The organism is Bradyrhizobium sp. CCGB12 (genome assembly GCF_024199845.1).
Taxonomy (GTDB): Bacteria; Pseudomonadota; Alphaproteobacteria; order Rhizobiales; family Xanthobacteraceae; genus Bradyrhizobium.
The window spans coordinates 1,037,354-1,055,029 of sequence record NZ_JANADO010000001.1 but is presented as its reverse complement, the minus strand read 5'-3'; the positions used below and the strand labels follow the sequence as shown (position 1 = coordinate 1,055,029).

Below are 17,676 nucleotides of genomic sequence, written 5' to 3'. Positions count from 1 at the left end.
ATAGCCGCAGTTGACCAAAACGGGAACCCCAACATTGGGCGCAACGAGAATTGATGCGAAGCGGTGCCGACGAGCCGACGCCTGGGAACGTCGTCAGCTCGGGCAGGTTGTCCCCGAAGTGAAGGTCAGGGAGACCACGATGAAGAAGATCATTCTGGCATCCGCGTGCGTGGTGGCAATGGCGACCGGAGGCGCATTCGCGCAGACACAACCCGCTCCGGGCGCATCCAGTAAGGGCGACGTCGGTCCCTCGTCGCGGGGACCCGCGACCAAAGGCATGACGACAGGCCGCTCGTCGAATATGCAGAACGAGGCCAGCGACAGCAAGGGCCCTCAGCCCTCGTCAGCCGGCAGCAACACGAACAACATGGGCGGCCAGGCCGGGAGTGGTACCGGCTCGGGCAAGTAGAGGGGCGCGGCTCCTCCTTCTTTCGAAACAAGCGTATCCGGGATGGGCACGGCAGCTCCGTGCGCGTGATCACGTGGGCGGCCGAGGCTTCGCGACGATCGCAGCTTCTCGATGATGGCCGGCGCTTGGTCCGGTTGAGCTGTGGCCGTCGCCAGACGATCGCGCCCGCGCACGATGATGCGACGATGTTCTGCAATTGGTCCCACCTACATTGACATCGGTGTGACGGCCGGGGCAGTTTTTCACATTGCTGACGAATCAGCGATTGCCTCACGCCGAGTACCCCTTGGACAGCTCCCAGTGCTTTCGAGACTGATATCGTTGCTGCGCCGCATCCCCGCGGTGGAATGGGCGTTTACCCGGCTTCGGCCTACGCACGGCAGCGTTGACGTCGCGCCGAATGCCGCAAGCGACTCGGCTGCCGCCGTTGCAGAAGCAGCTCCGCCTCTCGACACCGTTATCGGCGCTGCAGAGGACGCCGCTGTCGTCGCGGACAGCCCGTCCGCAGCGCCAAGGAATATCGAGACAAGGGATACCGAGATCGGTAATCATCCAACCCTGGAGGCGCCGGCAGACGTCGAGCCGCTTGTCATCGAAGAGGTTGCGATCTCGTCGGCCGAGAGCGAGCCGGTTGATGCTCCTGAAGTCGTCAGCAACGATCCGCCTGCAGAATTCCCGGTGAACGTTGAACCCGTCGTCGTCGAAGAAGCAGCGGTCGCCACCGCCGCCGTCGAGGTCGAGCCGGTCGATGTTCCTGAGCCCGTCATCAGCAGCAATTCAGCTTTCGAACTCCAGGCCAACGTCGAACCCATCGCAGAGGAGGCAGCGGTCCCGTCCGCCGATGTCGAGACTGCCTCAGTTGATGCACACGTCCTCATCGTCAACGACGATACGTCCTCCGGCCTGCCGGTGGATGTTGCGCTGGCCGTCGTGGACGACCCGTGTGTCGCGCTTGCCGATGGCGAAGTCACGACGGAGGATGTCGCCGAGAGCAGCATCGACAGCGCTCCGTCTCCCAACGCCGTGGTAGAGATCGAGCCGGGCCTTGCTAGCGATGCCGCGCCCGTCACGGCGACCACTGCTGCGGACGTTTCTACCGATACATCGAGCGTCGTCGCGGATGCCGTGCCGGAGCCGATCGCAGCGTCTCCCGCTCCGAAGACCCCCAACCCGCGGAAGTCTCGGCCAAAGGTCGCGGAACCCGTCGATCGCGCCGCGCTGATCCGGCAGCGCTGGGCGGAGACCGGCATCAGAATGTGGAATCCACGCCTTCACGGCACCGGCGATGCCACGCTCAACATCCAGGGCAGTGTCGGACTGCTGCCGCCAGCCCCCGGCGAGACGATGCCGCGCTACGACAAGCTGGAGTTCAAGATGCTGGGCGGGCAGATCGTCTGCGAGGGCGTCATCGTCGAGACGCCAGCGCATGCGAGCCAGCGCAGTTTTACGCGGCTCGCCGAGCCTGGGAAACCCGACCGGATCCGCGAGCCCGTGCGGGAACTTCAAGCCGCTCTTGGCTGATCCCTTCTTCCGCGGCCACCGGCGCAAATGTGCTAGGATGATCTCCCGACATGGGAGACCGCATATGCGCGCAAGGTCGCTGTCCCTGATCCTGATCGCCGCCTTCTGCATCTCGCAGCCTGCTCTCGCCGCCGGCAAACGGCTGCGTGCTACGGCTGCGCCCGCCACTGATCCGGCCGCGCCCTACAAGGCCGATCGGCTCTCCTCCTCGCGCGGCGAAACGATCCTTAACACGCCCGGCCAGACCACCGTGCTAACGCGGCAGGTTCTCGACGACATGAAGGCGACGAGCCTCCGGGATGCCATGCGCTCGACCGCCGGCGTGACGATCGGGCGCTAGGCCACTTTCTCGCTCAGGGGCTCGGATAACCTTTCCAGATCCACTCAAGCGCCGACGGCAGCGTCTGCGCGATCGTCGGCCGATCGACGTGCTTGGCGTTGCGCACGAACAGGAACTGATAGTGGTAGCCCTTCTCTGCCAGTACCTTGGCCATCAGCGCGTTCGACAGGGTCCAGTCGTGCATGCCATCGGGAATGGTGGGATTCGGATAGAACAGGTCCTGGTCGCCGCCGAAGAACCAGAAGCGGATCGGTTTCGTCGGCGCGCTCGCGATGAGCGGCACACCGGGCGGCTCCGCCGGCGTGAGCACGCCGGCCTTGGAGATGAGGTTGGGGCCGGCCGGCCCCGTCCATGCGCTATGATATTCCCAGGCGCCGCCACGCAGCGACGGATCGTGCGGCCATTGCTGGTTGACCATCGTCGGCGAGAAGGCCAGCACGCGATGATAGAGATCGGGGTAGAACCAAGCCATGGTGAAGGCCGCAGCCCCGCTCGAGCTCAACCCCATGGTCGCGCGCCCGTCGGGATTCCTGGTGAGCTTGACGTCCGCGTTCGCCTCGACCAGCGGCAGCACTTCACGCTCGACAAACTGCGCGTAGGCGCCTGACACCGCGTCATATTCGCGGCCGCGCTGGCTGCCCTGCGCATCCTGGCCGCCATTGCCGATCTGGATCGCGACCATCGGCGGCACTCGACGCTGCGCGATCAGATTGTCGAGAGTCGTTGCGAGGTCCTTGTAGGCGTTGGAGCCGCCGTCGCCAACCACAATGAACGGCGCCTCGGTGCCGGCGACATATTGCGCCGGCACGTAGACGTCGATCGTACGCGACCAGATGCCGGGATGGCTGGTGGTGACGACCATGTGCGACTTGTCTTCCGGCGCGGTAACGGTCGTCATGATCGAGGAATTGGTGCAGCCGGCGAGGTCGTCGCGGATCAGGCCGGGATTGTAGATCGTGCTCTGCTTCGAGGTCAGCGTGAAGGACTTGATCGTGCCGCGCGGTACGCCTTCCTTCGCGATCGTCTCCGGCGCGGGATTGTGGGTCGGGCCGATGATGAAATTGCCTTCCGCCCCCGGCGGCGGCAGCGTGCCGTCGGGCAGCTCGGTCGCGCGCGGATAGTTGGCGCTCGATGGATCACGCGTCGGCGGCGCCGTCTTGAAGTCGAGGCCTGTCGTGTCGATGAAGAACGGCGCCGTCTTGTCCGTGGTGTTCGCACCGGGCGGCACGGCCATGTTCTGGGTGACGCAGGCCGGCTGCGCGAGGGCAATTGAAGTGAAGGAGACGACAGAAATCAGCGTCCCCGCAAGGACGGATAATGAATTGGTCATTTCCAGCTCCCGGTACCGACGAGTCTTGCTGGCTCGTCTTGAGGCAAAGTATGGCGGGCCGCCCGCACGCGGTCAAACGCCAGCCGGCGGCGTTGCTGCGATACCCGCCATGCTCAAATCGGACGGCAACCGCTATTCCGCGCATGCCGCGAAGATTTCCGTACAAGAGGCCGTTGCTGCCGCACCTCGCCCGACGTAGCTTGCACACCGGCAAAGCCGTGCGAAATCGCGTCCAGCCAAAATGACAAGAACACTTCGGGAGGCAAACTATGAGAAAACTCACGGCCGCGCTGTGTGCGTTGGCGTTCCTCGCAAGCGGCGCGCAGGCGCAGACCCTCAAGGATTTTCTGGCGGCGGTCATGCAGAAGTGGACAGCACCGTTCGAGCCGTTCCAGCTCATCGGCAACATCTACTATGTCGGGACCGACGGCATCGCCGTCTATGTCATCAAGACCTCGCAAGGCCTGATCCTGATGGACACGGCGATGCCCCAGTCGACCGGCATGATCAAGGACAATATCGCGAAACTCGGCCTCAAGGTTTCCGATATCAAGGTCATCCTCAACACGCATGCGCATCTCGATCACACCGGCGGTTTTGCCGAGATCAAGAAGGAGACGGGCGCGCAGCTCGTGGCCGGCGAGCGCGACAAGCCGCTGCTCGAAGGCGGCTACTATCCCGGCGACGAGAAGAACGAGGACCTCGCCTTCCCCGCGGTGAAGGTCGACCGCACGGTGAAGGAAGGCGACAAGGTTACGCTCGGCGACATCACGCTGACGGCGCATGCAACGCCCGGCCACTCGCCGGGTTGCACCAGCTGGGAGATGAGCGTCAAGGACGGCGATCAGAGCCGCGAGGTGTTGTTCTTCTGCAGCGGCACGGTGGCGCTGAACAGGCTGGTCGGCCAGCCGACCTATCCCGGCATCGTCGACGACTATCGCGCGACATTCGCCAGGGCCAAGGCGATGAAGATCGACGTGCTGCTCGGGCCGCATCCGGAGGTCTATGGCATGCAGGCCAAACGCGCCCAGATGAAGGATGGCGCGCCGAACCCGTTCGTCAAGCCGGGGGAGCTCTCAACATACATCACCAGCCTGTCGGAGGATTTCGACAAGCAGCTGACCAAGCAGACCGCGGCGCTGGAGAAGAAATAACGACGTCAGGCACTGCGCTTCACGTCATTCCGACGGGAAGACGTGAAGCAAGCACGCCGGTCCGCAGCGCCGAGGTACTGCGGACGATCGGGCCGACGCACATGATTAGCAGGACGTCGCTGCGAGCAGCCAAGCGCATGGGCATCAAACATTCGGCAATCTAACGCCACCTCCCGAGCGAGGAAGCGCGGATCGAGCGGGTCTATAGAACGAAGCTGTAGCTACTTCGCCAGGCTCGGCAGATCGAGCCCCTTCTCATGGGCGCAGTCGATCGCGACCTCATAGCCCGCATCGGCATGGCGCATGACGCCGCTGGCGGGATCGTTCCAGAGCACACGCTCGATCCGCTTGGCTGCCTCGGGCGTACCGTCGGCAACGATCACCATTCCGGCGTGCTGCGAATAACCGATGCCGACGCCGCCGCCATGGTGCAGCGAGACCCAGGTCGCGCCGCTGGCGCAATTGAGCAGCGCATTGAGGAGCGGCCAGTCCGACACAGCATCCGATCCGTCCTTCATCGCTTCGGTCTCGCGGTTGGGGCTCGCCACCGAGCCGCTGTCGAGGTGATCGCGGCCGATCACGACGGGTGCCTTCAATTCGCCGCGCGCCACCATCTCGTTGAAGGCAAGGCCCAGGCGATGGCGGTCGCCGAGGCCGACCCAGCAGATCCGCGCCGGCAGGCCCTGGAACTTGATGCGTTCCTTGGCCATGTCGAGCCAATTGTGCAGATGTTTGTCGTCAGGCATCAGCTCCTTGACCTTGGCGTCGGTCCTGAAGATGTCCTCGGGATCACCCGAGAGCGCAGCCCAGCGGAACGGCCCGACGCCGCGGCAGAACAGGGGACGGATATAGGCGGGCACGAAGCCCGGGAAATCGAAGGCGTTCTTCAGGCCCATGTCCTGCGCCATCTGGCGGATGTTGTTGCCGTAGTCGAGCGTCGGGATGCCCTGCGCGTGGAAATCCAGCATGGCCTGGACGTGCTCGACCATCGACGTCTTGGACGCACGCTCGACCGCCTTCGGATCGGAGCCGCGCTTGGCTTCCCACTCCGCGAGCGTCCAGCCCTTCGGCAAGTATCCATTGATCGGATCGTGTGCGCTGGTCTGGTCGGTGACAATGTCTGGCCTGATACCACGGCGCACCAGCTCCGGAAAAATCTCCGCGGCATTGCCGAGCAGACCGACCGAGACTGCCTTCTTCGTCTTCGCCGCCTCCGCCATCATCGCCAGCGCTTCGTCGAGCGTTGCGGCCTGGCGATCGAGATATCCGGTGCGCAGCCGCATCTCGATGCGGCTCGGCTGGCATTCGACCGCGAGCATCGAGGCGCCGGCCATGGTCGCGGCCAGCGGCTGCGCCCCGCCCATGCCGCCCAGGCCGGCGGTGAGGATCCATCTGCCTGCGAGGCTGCCGCCATAATGGCGACGACCGACCTCGACGAAGGTCTCGTAGGTGCCCTGCACGATGCCCTGGCTGCCGATATAGATCCAGGAGCCGGCCGTCATCTGGCCGTACATCATCAGGCCCTTCCGATCGAGCTCGTTGAAATGATCGAGCGTCGCCCAATGCGGCACGATGTTGGAGTTCGCGATCAGCACCCTCGGCGCGTCCGCGTGGGTGCGGAACACGCCGACCGGCTTGCCGGACTGGACCAGCAGCGTCTGGTCGTTTTCGAGCTCGCGCAATGCCGCCGCGATCCGGTCAAAGCTCTCCCAATCGCGTGCGGCGCGGCCGATGCCGCCATAGACCACGAGCTCGCTCGGCCGCTCCGCCACATCAGGATCAAGATTGTTCATCAGCATGCGCAAGGGCGCTTCCGTGAGCCAGCTCTTGGCGCTGATGTCGCTGCCGCGGGGGGCGCGGATGGTGCGGTCATTGTCCAGTCGGCGGTTCATGCGGACCTCTTAATCAAGTCTCGGAAACGGATCGGATGGAAGCGCTCTGAGTGCGATGGCCGGCAGCGCGTCGGCTTCGATCAAGGCAGCGGCCTTGGCGAGATCGCCGGCCATGTAGCGGTCGGCGCCGAGCGCGGGCACCTGTTCGCGCAGTGCGGCAATGACGGCAACGAGCGGCACGCTGGTCGTATGCGGCGCGCGCAGCGTGATTCCTTGGGCGGCGACCAGAAGCTCGATGCCGAGAATGGCCGCGAGATTGTCAGCCATGTCCGACAGCCGCCGCGCGGCATGCGCGGCCATCGAGACGTGGTCCTCCTGGTTGGCGCTGGTCGGCGTCGAATCGATCGAGCAGGCCAGCGCGCGCTGCTTGTTCTCGGCATAGAGCGCGGCCGCCGTCACCTCGGCGATCATGAAGCCGGAATTGATGCCGGGGTCGGGTGTCAGGAACGGCGGCAGACCGAAATTGAGCGTGGGATCGACCAGCGTCGCGATGCGCCGCTCGCTGATGGCGCCGATCTCCGACAGCGCAAGCGCAATCGCGTCGGCGGCAAAGGCCACCGGCTCGGCGTGGAAATTGCCGCCGGAGACGATCTCGCCGGTCTCGACCAGCACCAGCGGATTGTCGGTGACCGCGTTGGCCTCGATGATCAGCGTACGCGCCGCCTGCGTGATCAGGTCGAGCGCTGCGCCCGCGACTTGCGGCTGGCAGCGCAGGCAATAGGGGTCCTGCACGCGCTCGTCGCCTTCGAGATGCGACAGGCGGATGTCGCTGCCGTCGAGCAGCGCCATCAGCGCCGCGGCCGCGGCTGTCTGCCCGGCATGACCGCGCAGCGCCTGAATTTCGGGACGGAACGGCGCCGTGGAGGCCATCGCTGCGTCCACCGACAGCGCGCCGGTAACGAGCGCAGCCCTCGCCAGGCGAAATGCCCGCAGCACGCTTGCGATGGCATAGGCGGTCGAGAACTGCGTGCCGTTGATCAGCGCGAGGCCCTCCTTGGGGCCAAGCGTCAGCGGCGCGAGGCCGGCGGCCATGAGTGCCTCGGCGCCGGACACGGTCTTCCCCTCGACGATCGCTTGCCCTTCGCCGATCATCACGGCCGTCATATGCGCAAGCGGTGCAAGATCGCCAGAGGCGCCCACGGAGCCCTGCTGCGGCACCAATGGATAGACACCACGCGCCAGCATGTCCTGCAGCTGTTCGATCACCTCGCGGCGGACGCCCGAGGCGCCGCGGCCGAGTGAGACGATCTTCAGCGCCATCATCAGTCGAACGATCGGCTCGGGCGTCGCCGGACCGACACCGCAGCAATGCGAGACGATGAGGTTGCGCTGGAGCAGCGCCGTCTGGTCGGGCGGAATGCGCTTCGACGCCAGCTTCCCGAAGCCGGTGTTGATGCCGTAGACCGGCGCGTCGGCCCGCGCCGCCTTCGCGACGATCTCCGCCGCCATTTCGACGCGCGGCCAGAACAACGGGTCGAGCACGACGGATTGACCTGCCAGCACGCACGCGAGATCGTCGAGGATGACCGCTCCCGGCTTGACGACGATTGCGGCACCCTGCTCCGTCACTGTCCCCTCCACACCCGGCGGTGAAGCGGATTGAAGCCGATGCGATAGACGAGCTCGGCGGGCCGCTCGATATCCCAGATCGCGAGATCGCACCACTTTCCGGCTTCGAGCGTGCCGATCCCCTGAAGCATGCCGAGCGCCCGCGCGCCTTCGCGGGTCACACCGGCGAGGCATTCGGCCACCGTCATCCGGAACAGAGTCGCCCCCATGTTCATCGCGAGCAGCAGCGAAGTCAGCGGCGAGCTGCCGGGATTGCAGTCGGTCGCCAGCGCCATGTGGACGTCGTGTTTGCGGAACGCCTCGACCGGCGGCTTCTGCGTCTCGCGAATGAAGTAGAAGGCTCCGGGCAGCAGCACCGCCACCGTGCCGGCCTTCGCCATTGCGGCGGCGCCGGTCTCGTCGGTGTGCTCGAGATGATCGGCCGAGAGCGCCGAGAATCTTGCGGCAAGCGCGGCACCGCCAAGGTTTGACAGCTGATCGGCATGGAGCTTGACCGGCAGCCCAAGTCCCCGCGCCGTCTCGAACACCCGCGCCGTCTGCTCGGTGGAGAACGCGATGCCCTCCATGAAGGCATCAACGGCATCGGCAAGGCCGGCCTTTGCAACGGCCGGCATCATCTCGTTGCAGACGAGATCGATGTAGCGGTCCTTGTCGCCGTCAGCCTCGACCGGCAACGCATGCGCACCGAGGAAGGACGTGCGGATTGCAACCGCCCGCTGGCGGCCGAGGTTGCGCGCGGCCGAGAGTTGCCGCATCTCGGTTATGGTGTCGAGGCCGTAGCCGGACTTGACCTCGACAGTGGTCACGCCCTCGGCGATCAACGCGTCGAGCCGCGGCAGTGCGCCTGCGACGAGCTCGGCCTCGCTCGCCTTGCGCGTCGCGGCCACGGTCGAGACGATGCCGCCGCCGGCGCGCGCGATCTCCTCATAGCTTGCACCTTTCAGACGCAGCTCGAATTCGTGGGCGCGGTTGCCGCCATAGACGAGATGGGTGTGGCAGTCGACGAGGCCGGGCGTGATCCAGCGTTCCTCGCAGTCTATTCTTTCGGCCGCATCGGCATCCGCAGGAAAATCAGTCTGCGCCCCCGCATAGACGATACGGCCGCCACGCGCTGCGATCACGCCATGCTCGATCTCGCCGAGATCGGGACGATCGGCCCGCATCGTGGCGAGCCGGGCATTGTGCCAGATCCGGTCGAAGCGCTCTGCCATGCAACGGTCCCTTCGTGGGATGCTTGACTTATATGTCTAGACATATAATCGTGGGACCGTTCTGTCCAGCCGGCGTGTAATCATGACCCGACTGCATTTCGCCTCCGCGCTCCTGCCCTCGGGCTGGGCCAATGACGTGCAGGTGGTGGTCACCGCCGGCGCGATCGCAGAGGTGACTCCGGACGTGGCGCCGGGCGCCGGCGACGAGCGCCATCACATCGCGCTTCCGGGGCTTGCAAGCCTGCACAGCCACGCCTTCCAGCGCGGCATGGCAGGACTTGCCGAGCTGCGCGGCGACTCCACTGATACGTTCTGGACCTGGCGCGAGACGATGTATCGCTTCGCGCTCGCGATGACGCCCGACGACGTCGTGGCTGTCGCAACGCTGCTCTATGTCGAGATGCTGGAGCAGGGTTTTACTCGCGTCGGCGAATTCCATTATCTGCATCACGATCGCGACGGCTCGCATTATGCTGACCCTGCCGAAATGGCCGCGCGCATTGCACAGGCTGCCGAAGCTTCCGGCATTGGACTGACGCTGCTGCCGAGCTTTTATGCGCACGGCTCCTTCGGCGGCGCAGCGCCGCATGACGGCCAGCGCCGCTTCATCTGCTCGGTCGATCAGTTCGCCACGCTGATGGCGGCCTCGCGCAAGGCGATCGCAACATTACCGGGCGCCAATATTGGCATCGCACCGCACAGCCTGCGCGCAGTGGCGCCGGACGAGCTCGCGGCGATCATCCCGCTTGCCGAGGGCGGCCCGGTCCACATCCATGCCGCAGAGCAAGTGAAGGAAGTCGAGGACTGCCTCGCCTGGTCCGGCCGGCGTCCGGTGCAATGGCTGCTGGAGCACGCGCCGCTCGATCGACGCTGGTGCCTCATTCACGCGACCCACATGACGGATGACGAGGTCGGCGGATTCGCAAAGACCGGTGCGGTGGCCGGTCTCTGCCCCATCACCGAAGCGAGCCTCGGCGATGGCATCTTTCCGGCACGTGAATTCCTGGCGGCCGGCGGCGCGTTTGGTGTCGGCACCGATTCCAACGTGCTGGTCGGCGTCCCTGACGAACTGCGCCAGCTCGAATATGGTCAGCGGCTCAAGCATCACGCGCGCAATGTGCTGTCCGGCGGCGCAGGCGCCTCGACGGGACGCACGCTGTTCGACCATGTCCTCGCCGGCGGCTCGCGGGCGCTTGCGCAGCCGCTCGCCGGTCTTACGCCTGGCGCGCGCGCCGACATCGTCACGCTCGACGCCGCGCATCCGTCGCTGGCAGGACGCACGCACGACGCCATCATCGACGGCTGGATCTTTGCCGCGGGCAGCGGCGCGATCGATTGCGTCTGGGCCAGCGGCAACAAGGTGGTCGAAACTGGACGGCATCGGCTGCGCGAAAAGGCGCGCACACAATTCAACGCAGCGGTGCGGAGGCTCGTCGCATGAGCCTCGCGACCGACGCCGCCGACAAACCGACGCTTTATAAGCGCATCCGCGCCGACATCGAAAAGCGCATCCTGACCGGGGAATGGCCGCCGGGTCATCGCATTCCATTCGAGCACGAACTGGTCGTGCGCTATGGCTGTTCGCGCATGACCGTGAACAAGGCGCTGTCGGAACTCGCGCAGGCCGATTTGATCGAGCGGCGACGGCGGGCCGGCTCCTTCGTGCGCCGGCCGCAGCATCAGTCCGCCGTGCTCAAGATTGCCGACATCCGCGCCGAGATCACCGCGCTCGGCCGCGCTTACGGCTACGAGCTGATCGGCCGCAAGCTGCGCGCGGCAACCACCGCCGACAGTGACCGTCTCGGCGTCAAGAAGGCCGGCAAGGTCGTTGCAATCACCTGCCGCCACAGCGCCGACAACGTGCCATTCGCCGTCGAGGACAGGTTGATCGATCTTGGGTCCGTGCCGAATGCTGCGACTGCGGATTTCTCGCGCGAGCCGCCCGGCTCCTGGCTGCTTCACCATGTCCCATGGACAGAGGCCGAGCATACGATCAGCGCCGTCGTGGCGGATGACCGCACGGCAGAAGCGCTCGACATCGCCGTCGGCGCGCCCTGCCTCGTGATCGACCGTTATACCTGGCGCAGCGCGCGCACGATCACCGCGGTGCGGCTGCTCTATCCCGGTGACTCTCACCGCCTTGTCGCCCGATTCAAGGGAGGCTGAGAGAACGATGTCGGCACAAATCGTGCAGTGCTTCGGGCAACGGTCCATAGGGGCCGACAGAGATCAACAGGACGTCAATCCATCGATCGGCAAGAGGACGACAAACATGCGTAGTTCAAAAGTATTTGCGACGATCATTGCCCTTACGGCCTCCACTCCGGTGCTCGCCGACGACGTCAAGGTCGGCGTCGGCATCTCCGGATGGACCGGCTTCGCGCCGCTGACGCTGGCGAAGGAGGCCGGCATCTTCAAGAGGAATGGTCTCGACGTCACCATCAAGAAGATCCCGCAGAAGGACCGCCATCTCGCCGTCGCCTCCGGCGACATCCAGTGCGCGGCCACCACGGTCGAGACCTGGATCTCCTGGAACGCCAATGGCGTTGCGACCAAGCAGATCTTCCAGCTCGACAAGAGCTATGGCGCCGACGGCATGGCCGTGCGCAACGACGTTGCCGCGATCAAGGATCTCAAGGGCAAGACCGTCGCGGCCTCGGCACCGGGCACCTCGCCCTATTTCGCGCTGGCCTGGATGCTCAAGAAGAACGGGCTTTCGGTGAAGGACGTCACCGTCGTGAACCTGGAGCCGGCTGCCGCCGCGCAAGCCTTCGTCTCCGGCCAGAACGATGCCGCGATGACCTATGAGCCCTACCTGTCGACCGTGCGTGCCGCGCCCGACAAGGGCAAGATCATCGCGACCACGCTCGACTACCCGATGGTCATGGATACTTTCGGCTGCACGCCCAAGTTCCTGACGGAGAATCCCAAGGCCGCCAAGGCACTCGCCGACAGTTATTTCGAGGCACTCGACATGATCGCCAAGGACCAAACCAAGGCTTACGAGATCATGGGCGCCGACGTGAAGCAGACCGGGGAGCAGTTCGGCAACTCGGCAAAGTATCTGCGTTGGCAGGACAAGGCCGCGAACCAGAAATTCTTCGCCGGCGACTTCCTGACCTTCAACAAGGACGCCGCCGCGCTCCTGCTCGAGATCGGCATCATCAAGGCCGCGCCGAAGGTCGAGGACCTCTTCGACGCGAGCTTCATCAAGTAAACCTCCTCAAGCTGCCGGTTCCGCGCGAGCGCGGGACCGGCGCGCAATCGACCTCTCGGATACACAGTCTGATGCGTCCTCTGAATCCCGTTACATCGAGGCAGCGCGTGGCGTATGGCCTTGCGTTCTTCGTGGTGTTCGTTGCTCTCTGGTCCTGGGCAACGTTTGGCGGCCATGTGTCGAAGACTTTCCTCGCCAACCCGCTGACCATGGTGCAGGAGGGCTTTGACCTGCTGACGAAGCAGGGATTCATCTACGACATCGGCATGACGATCTGGCGCGTCGTCGGCGGCTTCGCTCTTGCGGCGATCATCGCGGTGCCGCTCGGCGTGCTGATGGGCGCCTACAAGCCCGTCGAGGCGTTCCTCGAACCGTTCGTCTCCTTCGCGCGCTATTTGCCCGCATCCGCCTTCATTCCGCTCCTGATCCTGTGGGCGGGCATCGGCGAATTGCAGAAGCTGCTGGTCATCTTCATCGGCTCGGTGTTCCAGGTCATCCTGATGGTCGCGGTGACCGTCGGCGCGACACGACGCGACCTGGTCGAGGCCGCCTATACACTGGGGGCCAGCGACCGGGGCATCATCCGCCGCGTTCTGCTCCCCTCCTCCGCGCCCGAGATCGCGGAGATCCTGCGTCTGGTACTGGGCTGGGCCTGGACCTACGTCATCGTCGCCGAGTTGATCGGCTCGTCGTCCGGCATCGGCCATATGATCACCGACAGCCAGGCGCTGCTCAACACCGGCCAGATCATCTTCGGCATCATCGTGATCGGGCTGATCGGCCTCCTCTCCGACTTCATGTTCAAGGCGTTCAACGCCTGGCTGTTTCCGTGGAGGCTCGCGTGACGATCCTCAAAATCGAACAGGTCTCGCGAACCTTCCCCGCGCGCCACGGCAACGCACCGACGCGGGCGCTGGAGCCGACCGACCTGACCATCGGTAACAACGATTTCGTCACCATCCTCGGCCCCTCCGGCTGCGGCAAATCCACACTTCTGCGCATCGTCGCAGGCCTCGATCGCCCGACCAGCGGTCGCGTCACCCTCGACGGGCGCGAGGTGACCGGCCCGGGCGCCGATCGCGGCATGGTGTTCCAGTCCTACACGCTGTTCCCCTGGCTGACGGTGCGCGAGAACATCGCCTTCGGCCTGCGCGAGCGCGGCGTGTCCGAGGTGGAGCGCAACAAGATCGCCGACGCCTTCATCCGCCAGGTCGGCTTGTCCGGCTTCGAGAACCACTGGCCGAAGCAGCTGTCCGGCGGCATGCAGCAGCGCACGGCGATCGCCCGCGCGCTCGCCAATGACCCGAAGATTCTTTTGCTCGACGAGCCGTTTGGCGCGCTCGACAACCAGACCCGCGCCCTGATGCAGGAGATGCTGCTGGGGATCTGGGAACGCGACCAGAAGACGGTGCTGTTCGTGACCCACGACATCGAGGAAGCGATCTTCCTCGGCAGCCGCGTCATCGTCATGAGCGCGCGCCCCGGCCGGATCAAGGCCGAGATCAATGTGGACCTGCCGCATCCTCGCTCCTACAAGATCAAGACCACGCCGGAATTCGTCCAGCTCAAGGAACGGCTGGTCGAGGAGATCCGCACCGAGGCGCTGAAGGTTGCCGAACATGTCTGACACACACGCCGACGGGCAACGCGTTCTTGCCGACCTCAATGCGCTCCGCGCCGTCGGCGCCTACAAGACCGGCGTGCACAAGCCGACCTTCTCCGAGCCGCACAGGCAATCGCTGGACTGGCTGGTGCAAAAGCTGCCCGAGGCTGGCCTTTCCGCCGCGATCGACGGCATCGGCAATGTCTTCGGAACCAGCGCGAGGCCGGGGCCGAAGCTGCTGGCGGGCTCGCATCTGGAAAGCCAGAACTACGCCGGCTGGCTCGATGGTCCGCTCGGCGTGGTCTACGCGCTGGAAGCGGCGCGCGTGCTCAATGCCGATCCCGCGCTCAAGGGCGCCGTCGAAGTCGCGGCGTGGTGCGACGAGGAAGGACATTTCGGCAGCTTCCTCGGCTCGCGCTCCTATGTCGGGCAGGTCAGCGAGGCCGAGATCGATGCCGCGCGCGACCGCACCAGCGGCCGTACCATGCGCGATGCGCTCGCTGACATGGGTCTGTCGGGACGCGCGCGCGTCGGCGTCGAGCCCGGACGGCACGTCGGGTATCTCGAGGCGCATATCGAGCAGGGCGACACGCTCGAAAGCGGCAAGCTTGCGATCGGCGTCGTGACCTCCATCGTCGGCATCTGGCAGTACAGGATCGACTTCACCGGCGAGCAGAACCACGCCGGCACCACGCGCATGGCCGTGCGTAGGGATGCCGGGCTGGCGCTGGCCAAATTCTGCGTCGCCATCGACGAGCGCTTCCCCAGTGCCTGCGGCCCGCGCACGGTCTGGACCACCGGTCGCATCACGCTCGATCCCGGCGCACCGAGCATCATCCCCGGCGGCGCCGAGATGCTGTTCCAGATCCGCGACGACAACCCGGCCGTGATCGCGCGGCTGGAGGAGTTGTTGCGGGCGATGGCGGGCGAGGCCAGCGCCAAGGGCCCCTGCACCGTCACCGTGGAGAAAATCCGCACCGGCGCGCCCGCCATGATGAACCCAGGCATTCAGGACGCGATCGAAGCCGCGAGCAAGACGCTTGCCGACGGACGCTCCATCCGCATGCCCAGCGGCGCCGGACACGATGCGCAGATGCTGGCGACAGTCATGCCCGCGGGGATGCTGTTCGTGCCGTCGATCGGCGGCATCAGCCATCACTGGACCGAGAACACCGCCGATGCCGATATCGTCACCGGCGCGCAGGTGTTCGTCGACGCCTGCCGGCGGATCCTCGGCGGCTGAGCGTACAGGCCGTCGTTGCCTGATCGATCGTGGCGGGATCAGGCAAATTGTGCCTGCTTTGGGCAAGACACAGGATGCGCGGCGTGCCTAGAATTGCGCCTCGCACCCGCGAGAGATCCGCCTTGCCTGACAGCCCGAACGGCGCCGCAACACCCACTTCCATCGTCGCCGCCCTGAAGGCCGTCGCCGGCAATCCGCCGAAAGCGCGCGCAAGCTTCGCCAAGGGCTGGTGCGTTCGCGGCACCTACACCCCGTCGGACCGAGCTGGAGACGTCACGAGATCGCAGAGCTTCACCAGACCGTCGCGCGTGCTGGCACGCTTCTCGGTGGGCGGCGGCCATCCTGACGTGGCTGATACCAACAAACAAATGCTGCGCGGCTTCAGCTTCAAGCTCGGCGACGGGGATCATCGATCCGACATTCTCGTGGAGAGCGCTCCCGTGCATTTTGCAAGGACCCTCGACCAGATGCTGGCCTTCCTCGAGGCGCGCATCCCCGGGCCGGACGGCAGGCCGGACGAGGCGAAGGTCGCAGCTTTCTCGGCGGCCAATCCTGAGACGCTCAATCAGGCGAACTATGTCGCCGCGCGTCGGCTGCCCGGGAGTTTTGCCGGCACGACCTATTGGGGCGTGCACGCCTTTCCGGCAACCAGCACGCTAGGCGAGACGCGCTTCATCAAGTTCAAGCTCGCTCCGGTCGGCGACGACATCACGCTAACCGAGCAGGAAGCCGCGACGAAGCCGGTCGACTTCCTGCATGACGACCTGAACACGCGGATCGCTACCGGCGACGTGCGCTTCAACGTGATGGCTCTGCTCGACCGTCCCGGCGACCCCATCATGGACGTGACCATACGCTGGCCGGACGAGGACAGCCGCGAAGAGGTGCGTCTGGGCACGATCGTGATCACCGGGTTCGAACCGAACCAAGCCTGCGACGGATCCATTTTCAACCCGGCCAACCTCGCCAATGGCATCGGTTATCCGCCGGACGAGATCTTTGCGGCGCGGCGCACCGCCTACACGATTTCACTGGCGAAACGCCGCTGAGGCACTGGGGCCCCGCATCGCCGGCTTCACGTCTCGGCGCGCGAGGCGCCGAGCGCCTCGCGGCGCCACGCGGCTGGGCTGACGCCGACGATCGACGAAAACACGCGCGTGAAGTGGCTCTGGTTGGCAAACCCGGCGGAGATCGCGATCTCCGTCAGTGGCAGGTCGCGCACGGTCATCAACTGCTTGGCGGCCCTCACGCGCTGATGCAGCAGCCATTGGTGCGGCGGCAGGCCGACGGAGATTCGAAATGCGCGTGAAAAATGGCTGACCGAGAGGTCGAGCTCGGTCGCGATCTTCTGTAGCGAGAGCTTGCCGCCGAGGTCGGACTCCAGCCTCTCACAGGCACGTTTCGCCTGCCACGGAGCGAGCCCGCCGCGGGTGGGGGCAGCCATGCGCTGAAGCCCGCCATAAGTCTGGGCGACATGGGCGGTCAGCCCGAGCATCATGTGGTCGATGAAAAGCTGGTTGGCCTCGTCCGGCCTGCGCAGGCCTTCCCGCAGCGATGCGCCGATGTGACGGATGGTTCCGTCGTCGTGTCCAACGCCGACCCGACAGTCGAGTTCGTCGATCCGCGACGCATGGCTCTGCTCGCAGATGCTATCGAGTGCCGAACGCGGAATGTAGAAGTGCAGGGAGTGGAACGGCTTGTCGATCACATAGCGCGGATCGCGCTTGAGGTCGTAGAGATAGGTCGTGCCGGCGTGGACGTCAGCCTTCATCATACACTTGCCGTCATCCCAGATCTCGCAATCCGGGTAGTCTTGAAGTTTCAGGCTGACGAGAAAGGCGTCTTCTGCGGCCAGTGAACCGGACAGGCCGCGCACCGGGCGATCATTCCGGGTTTCGGTCACCGCGAGCTCGGTGCTGCGCAGCGAGCGCGTGACCAAGGCGGGCGGCGCCCGTTCCAGACGCAGAAATTGCCCGAGCCTCTGTCCGTAGGCGCCTGGCTGGGTCATGGGATTGGCCTTTCTGTGGAAGTCCGAGTGCAGGCCACAGTGTCCCGCAATTTCAGGCCCGCATTATCCAATATCCGGAAGCGACTGTCCACTTGTGTACACAAGCCGAGCTTCACACGTTTTCACGAACGCACGATCGAATCGCGCAATGCGCCTCAGGCGGCACGAGCCCCCCGCGC

General features: G+C 65.3%; 16 protein-coding genes. 11 read left to right on the top strand and 5 right to left on the bottom strand.

Annotation, left to right across the window (positions count from 1 at the left end):
• Positions 1 to 139: 139 nt before the first annotated feature.
• The 3 genes from NLM27_RS04855 to NLM27_RS04845 all read left to right on the top strand — a co-directional run bounded on the left by NLM27_RS04855 (position 140) and on the right by NLM27_RS04845 (position 2,270).
• Positions 140 to 409 carry a hypothetical protein gene (locus tag NLM27_RS04855; protein ID WP_254142262.1) on the top strand — a complete coding sequence of 90 codons (270 nt, stop codon included), beginning with the start codon at positions 140 to 142 and terminating at the stop codon, positions 407 to 409.
• A 321-nt stretch (positions 410 to 730) separates the two neighbouring features.
• Entirely contained in the window at positions 731 to 1,930 is a 1,200-nt protein-coding gene (locus NLM27_RS04850; protein ID WP_254148755.1) for a hypothetical protein, read from the top strand.
• A 64-nt stretch (positions 1,931 to 1,994) separates the two neighbouring features.
• Positions 1,995 to 2,270, top strand: coding sequence for a TonB-dependent receptor plug domain-containing protein (locus NLM27_RS04845; RefSeq protein ID WP_254142261.1), 276 nt, complete (start codon positions 1,995 to 1,997; stop codon positions 2,268 to 2,270).
• 13 nt (positions 2,271 to 2,283) lie between these two features.
• Here NLM27_RS04845 and NLM27_RS04840 read toward each other — a convergent pair whose 3' ends face one another.
• Positions 2,284 to 3,600, bottom strand: coding sequence for an esterase family protein (locus NLM27_RS04840; protein ID WP_254142260.1), 1,317 nt, complete (start codon positions 3,598 to 3,600; stop codon positions 2,284 to 2,286).
• A gap of 269 nt (positions 3,601 to 3,869) precedes the next feature.
• Between NLM27_RS04840 and blaBJP the strand changes: the two genes are divergently transcribed.
• Positions 3,870 to 4,754 carry a BJP family subclass B3 metallo-beta-lactamase gene (gene blaBJP, locus NLM27_RS04835; RefSeq protein WP_254142259.1) on the top strand — a complete coding sequence of 295 codons (885 nt, stop codon included), beginning with the start codon at positions 3,870 to 3,872 and terminating at the stop codon, positions 4,752 to 4,754.
• A gap of 221 nt (positions 4,755 to 4,975) precedes the next feature.
• On the opposite strand, the gene hutU is transcribed toward blaBJP, so the two are convergent.
• The 3 genes from hutU to hutI are packed head-to-tail and all read right to left on the bottom strand — an operon-like array spanning position 4,976 to position 9,426.
• On the bottom strand, positions 4,976 to 6,646 hold the full coding sequence (hutU, locus tag NLM27_RS04830; RefSeq protein WP_254142258.1) for a urocanate hydratase: 1,671 nt from the start codon (positions 6,644 to 6,646) through the stop codon (positions 4,976 to 4,978).
• Positions 6,647 to 6,655: 9 nt separating this feature from the next.
• Positions 6,656 to 8,215, bottom strand: a complete 1,560-nt coding sequence (gene hutH / locus NLM27_RS04825) for a histidine ammonia-lyase (protein WP_254142257.1) — start codon at positions 8,213 to 8,215, stop codon at positions 6,656 to 6,658.
• The gene (gene hutI, locus NLM27_RS04820; protein WP_254142256.1) at positions 8,212 to 9,426 is read right to left on the bottom strand and encodes an imidazolonepropionase; all 1,215 of its coding nucleotides are present in this window, start codon (positions 9,424 to 9,426) and stop codon (positions 8,212 to 8,214) included. The genes hutH and hutI overlap by 4 nt, the downstream gene beginning before the upstream one ends.
• Positions 9,427 to 9,508: 82 nt before the next feature.
• On the opposite strand from hutI, the gene NLM27_RS04815 reads away from it, so the two are divergent.
• From NLM27_RS04815 to NLM27_RS04785, 7 genes are all read left to right on the top strand, one after another.
• Entirely contained in the window at positions 9,509 to 10,867 is a 1,359-nt protein-coding gene (locus NLM27_RS04815) for a formimidoylglutamate deiminase (RefSeq protein WP_254142255.1), read from the top strand.
• Positions 10,864 to 11,592 (top strand): histidine utilization repressor, encoded by a 729-nt coding sequence (gene hutC, locus NLM27_RS04810; RefSeq protein WP_254142254.1) that lies wholly within the window; start codon positions 10,864 to 10,866, stop codon positions 11,590 to 11,592. The genes NLM27_RS04815 and hutC overlap by 4 nt, the downstream gene beginning before the upstream one ends.
• Before the next feature lie 106 nt (positions 11,593 to 11,698).
• Complete coding sequence (locus tag NLM27_RS04805; RefSeq protein WP_254142253.1) at positions 11,699 to 12,643, top strand: ABC transporter substrate-binding protein; 945 nt, start codon at positions 11,699 to 11,701, stop codon at positions 12,641 to 12,643.
• A gap of 71 nt (positions 12,644 to 12,714) precedes the next feature.
• Complete coding sequence (locus NLM27_RS04800) at positions 12,715 to 13,488, top strand: ABC transporter permease (RefSeq protein ID WP_254142252.1); 774 nt, start codon at positions 12,715 to 12,717, stop codon at positions 13,486 to 13,488.
• The gene (locus NLM27_RS04795; RefSeq protein ID WP_254142251.1) at positions 13,485 to 14,270 is read left to right on the top strand and encodes an ABC transporter ATP-binding protein; all 786 of its coding nucleotides are present in this window, start codon (positions 13,485 to 13,487) and stop codon (positions 14,268 to 14,270) included. Before NLM27_RS04800 ends, NLM27_RS04795 begins: the two co-directional genes overlap by 4 nt.
• The gene (locus NLM27_RS04790) at positions 14,263 to 15,489 is read left to right on the top strand and encodes a Zn-dependent hydrolase (protein ID WP_254142250.1); all 1,227 of its coding nucleotides are present in this window, start codon (positions 14,263 to 14,265) and stop codon (positions 15,487 to 15,489) included. Before NLM27_RS04795 ends, NLM27_RS04790 begins: the two co-directional genes overlap by 8 nt.
• A gap of 122 nt (positions 15,490 to 15,611) precedes the next feature.
• A complete protein-coding gene (locus NLM27_RS04785; RefSeq protein WP_254142249.1) occupies positions 15,612 to 16,538 on the top strand; it encodes a catalase family peroxidase in 927 nt (308 codons plus the stop codon).
• A gap of 26 nt (positions 16,539 to 16,564) precedes the next feature.
• On the opposite strand, the gene NLM27_RS04780 is transcribed toward NLM27_RS04785, so the two are convergent.
• The gene (locus NLM27_RS04780) at positions 16,565 to 17,497 is read right to left on the bottom strand and encodes an AraC family transcriptional regulator (protein ID WP_254142248.1); all 933 of its coding nucleotides are present in this window, start codon (positions 17,495 to 17,497) and stop codon (positions 16,565 to 16,567) included.
• Positions 17,498 to 17,676 lie beyond the last annotated feature (179 nt).

Bases quoted from the DNA above. Each gene is read 5' to 3' on its own strand.
- NLM27_RS04780 (WP_254142248.1), bottom strand. From the start codon at position 17,497: ATGACCCAGCCAGGCGCCTACGGACAGAGGCTCGGGCAATTTCTGCGT.
- NLM27_RS04815 (WP_254142255.1), top strand. From the start codon at position 9,509: ATGACCCGACTGCATTTCGCCTCCGCGCTCCTGCCCTCGGGCTGGGCC.
- blaBJP (WP_254142259.1), top strand. From the start codon at position 3,870: ATGAGAAAACTCACGGCCGCGCTGTGTGCGTTGGCGTTCCTCGCAAGC.
- NLM27_RS04790 (WP_254142250.1), top strand. From the start codon at position 14,263: ATGTCTGACACACACGCCGACGGGCAACGCGTTCTTGCCGACCTCAAT.
- hutI (WP_254142256.1), bottom strand. From the start codon at position 9,426: ATGGCAGAGCGCTTCGACCGGATCTGGCACAATGCCCGGCTCGCCACG.
- NLM27_RS04845 (WP_254142261.1), top strand. From the start codon at position 1,995: ATGCGCGCAAGGTCGCTGTCCCTGATCCTGATCGCCGCCTTCTGCATC.
- NLM27_RS04800 (WP_254142252.1), top strand. From the start codon at position 12,715: ATGCGTCCTCTGAATCCCGTTACATCGAGGCAGCGCGTGGCGTATGGC.
- NLM27_RS04840 (WP_254142260.1), bottom strand. From the start codon at position 3,600: ATGACCAATTCATTATCCGTCCTTGCGGGGACGCTGATTTCTGTCGTC.
- NLM27_RS04805 (WP_254142253.1), top strand. From the start codon at position 11,699: ATGCGTAGTTCAAAAGTATTTGCGACGATCATTGCCCTTACGGCCTCC.
- NLM27_RS04855 (WP_254142262.1), top strand. From the start codon at position 140: ATGAAGAAGATCATTCTGGCATCCGCGTGCGTGGTGGCAATGGCGACC.
- hutU (WP_254142258.1), bottom strand. From the start codon at position 6,646: ATGAACCGCCGACTGGACAATGACCGCACCATCCGCGCCCCCCGCGGC.
- hutC (WP_254142254.1), top strand. From the start codon at position 10,864: ATGAGCCTCGCGACCGACGCCGCCGACAAACCGACGCTTTATAAGCGC.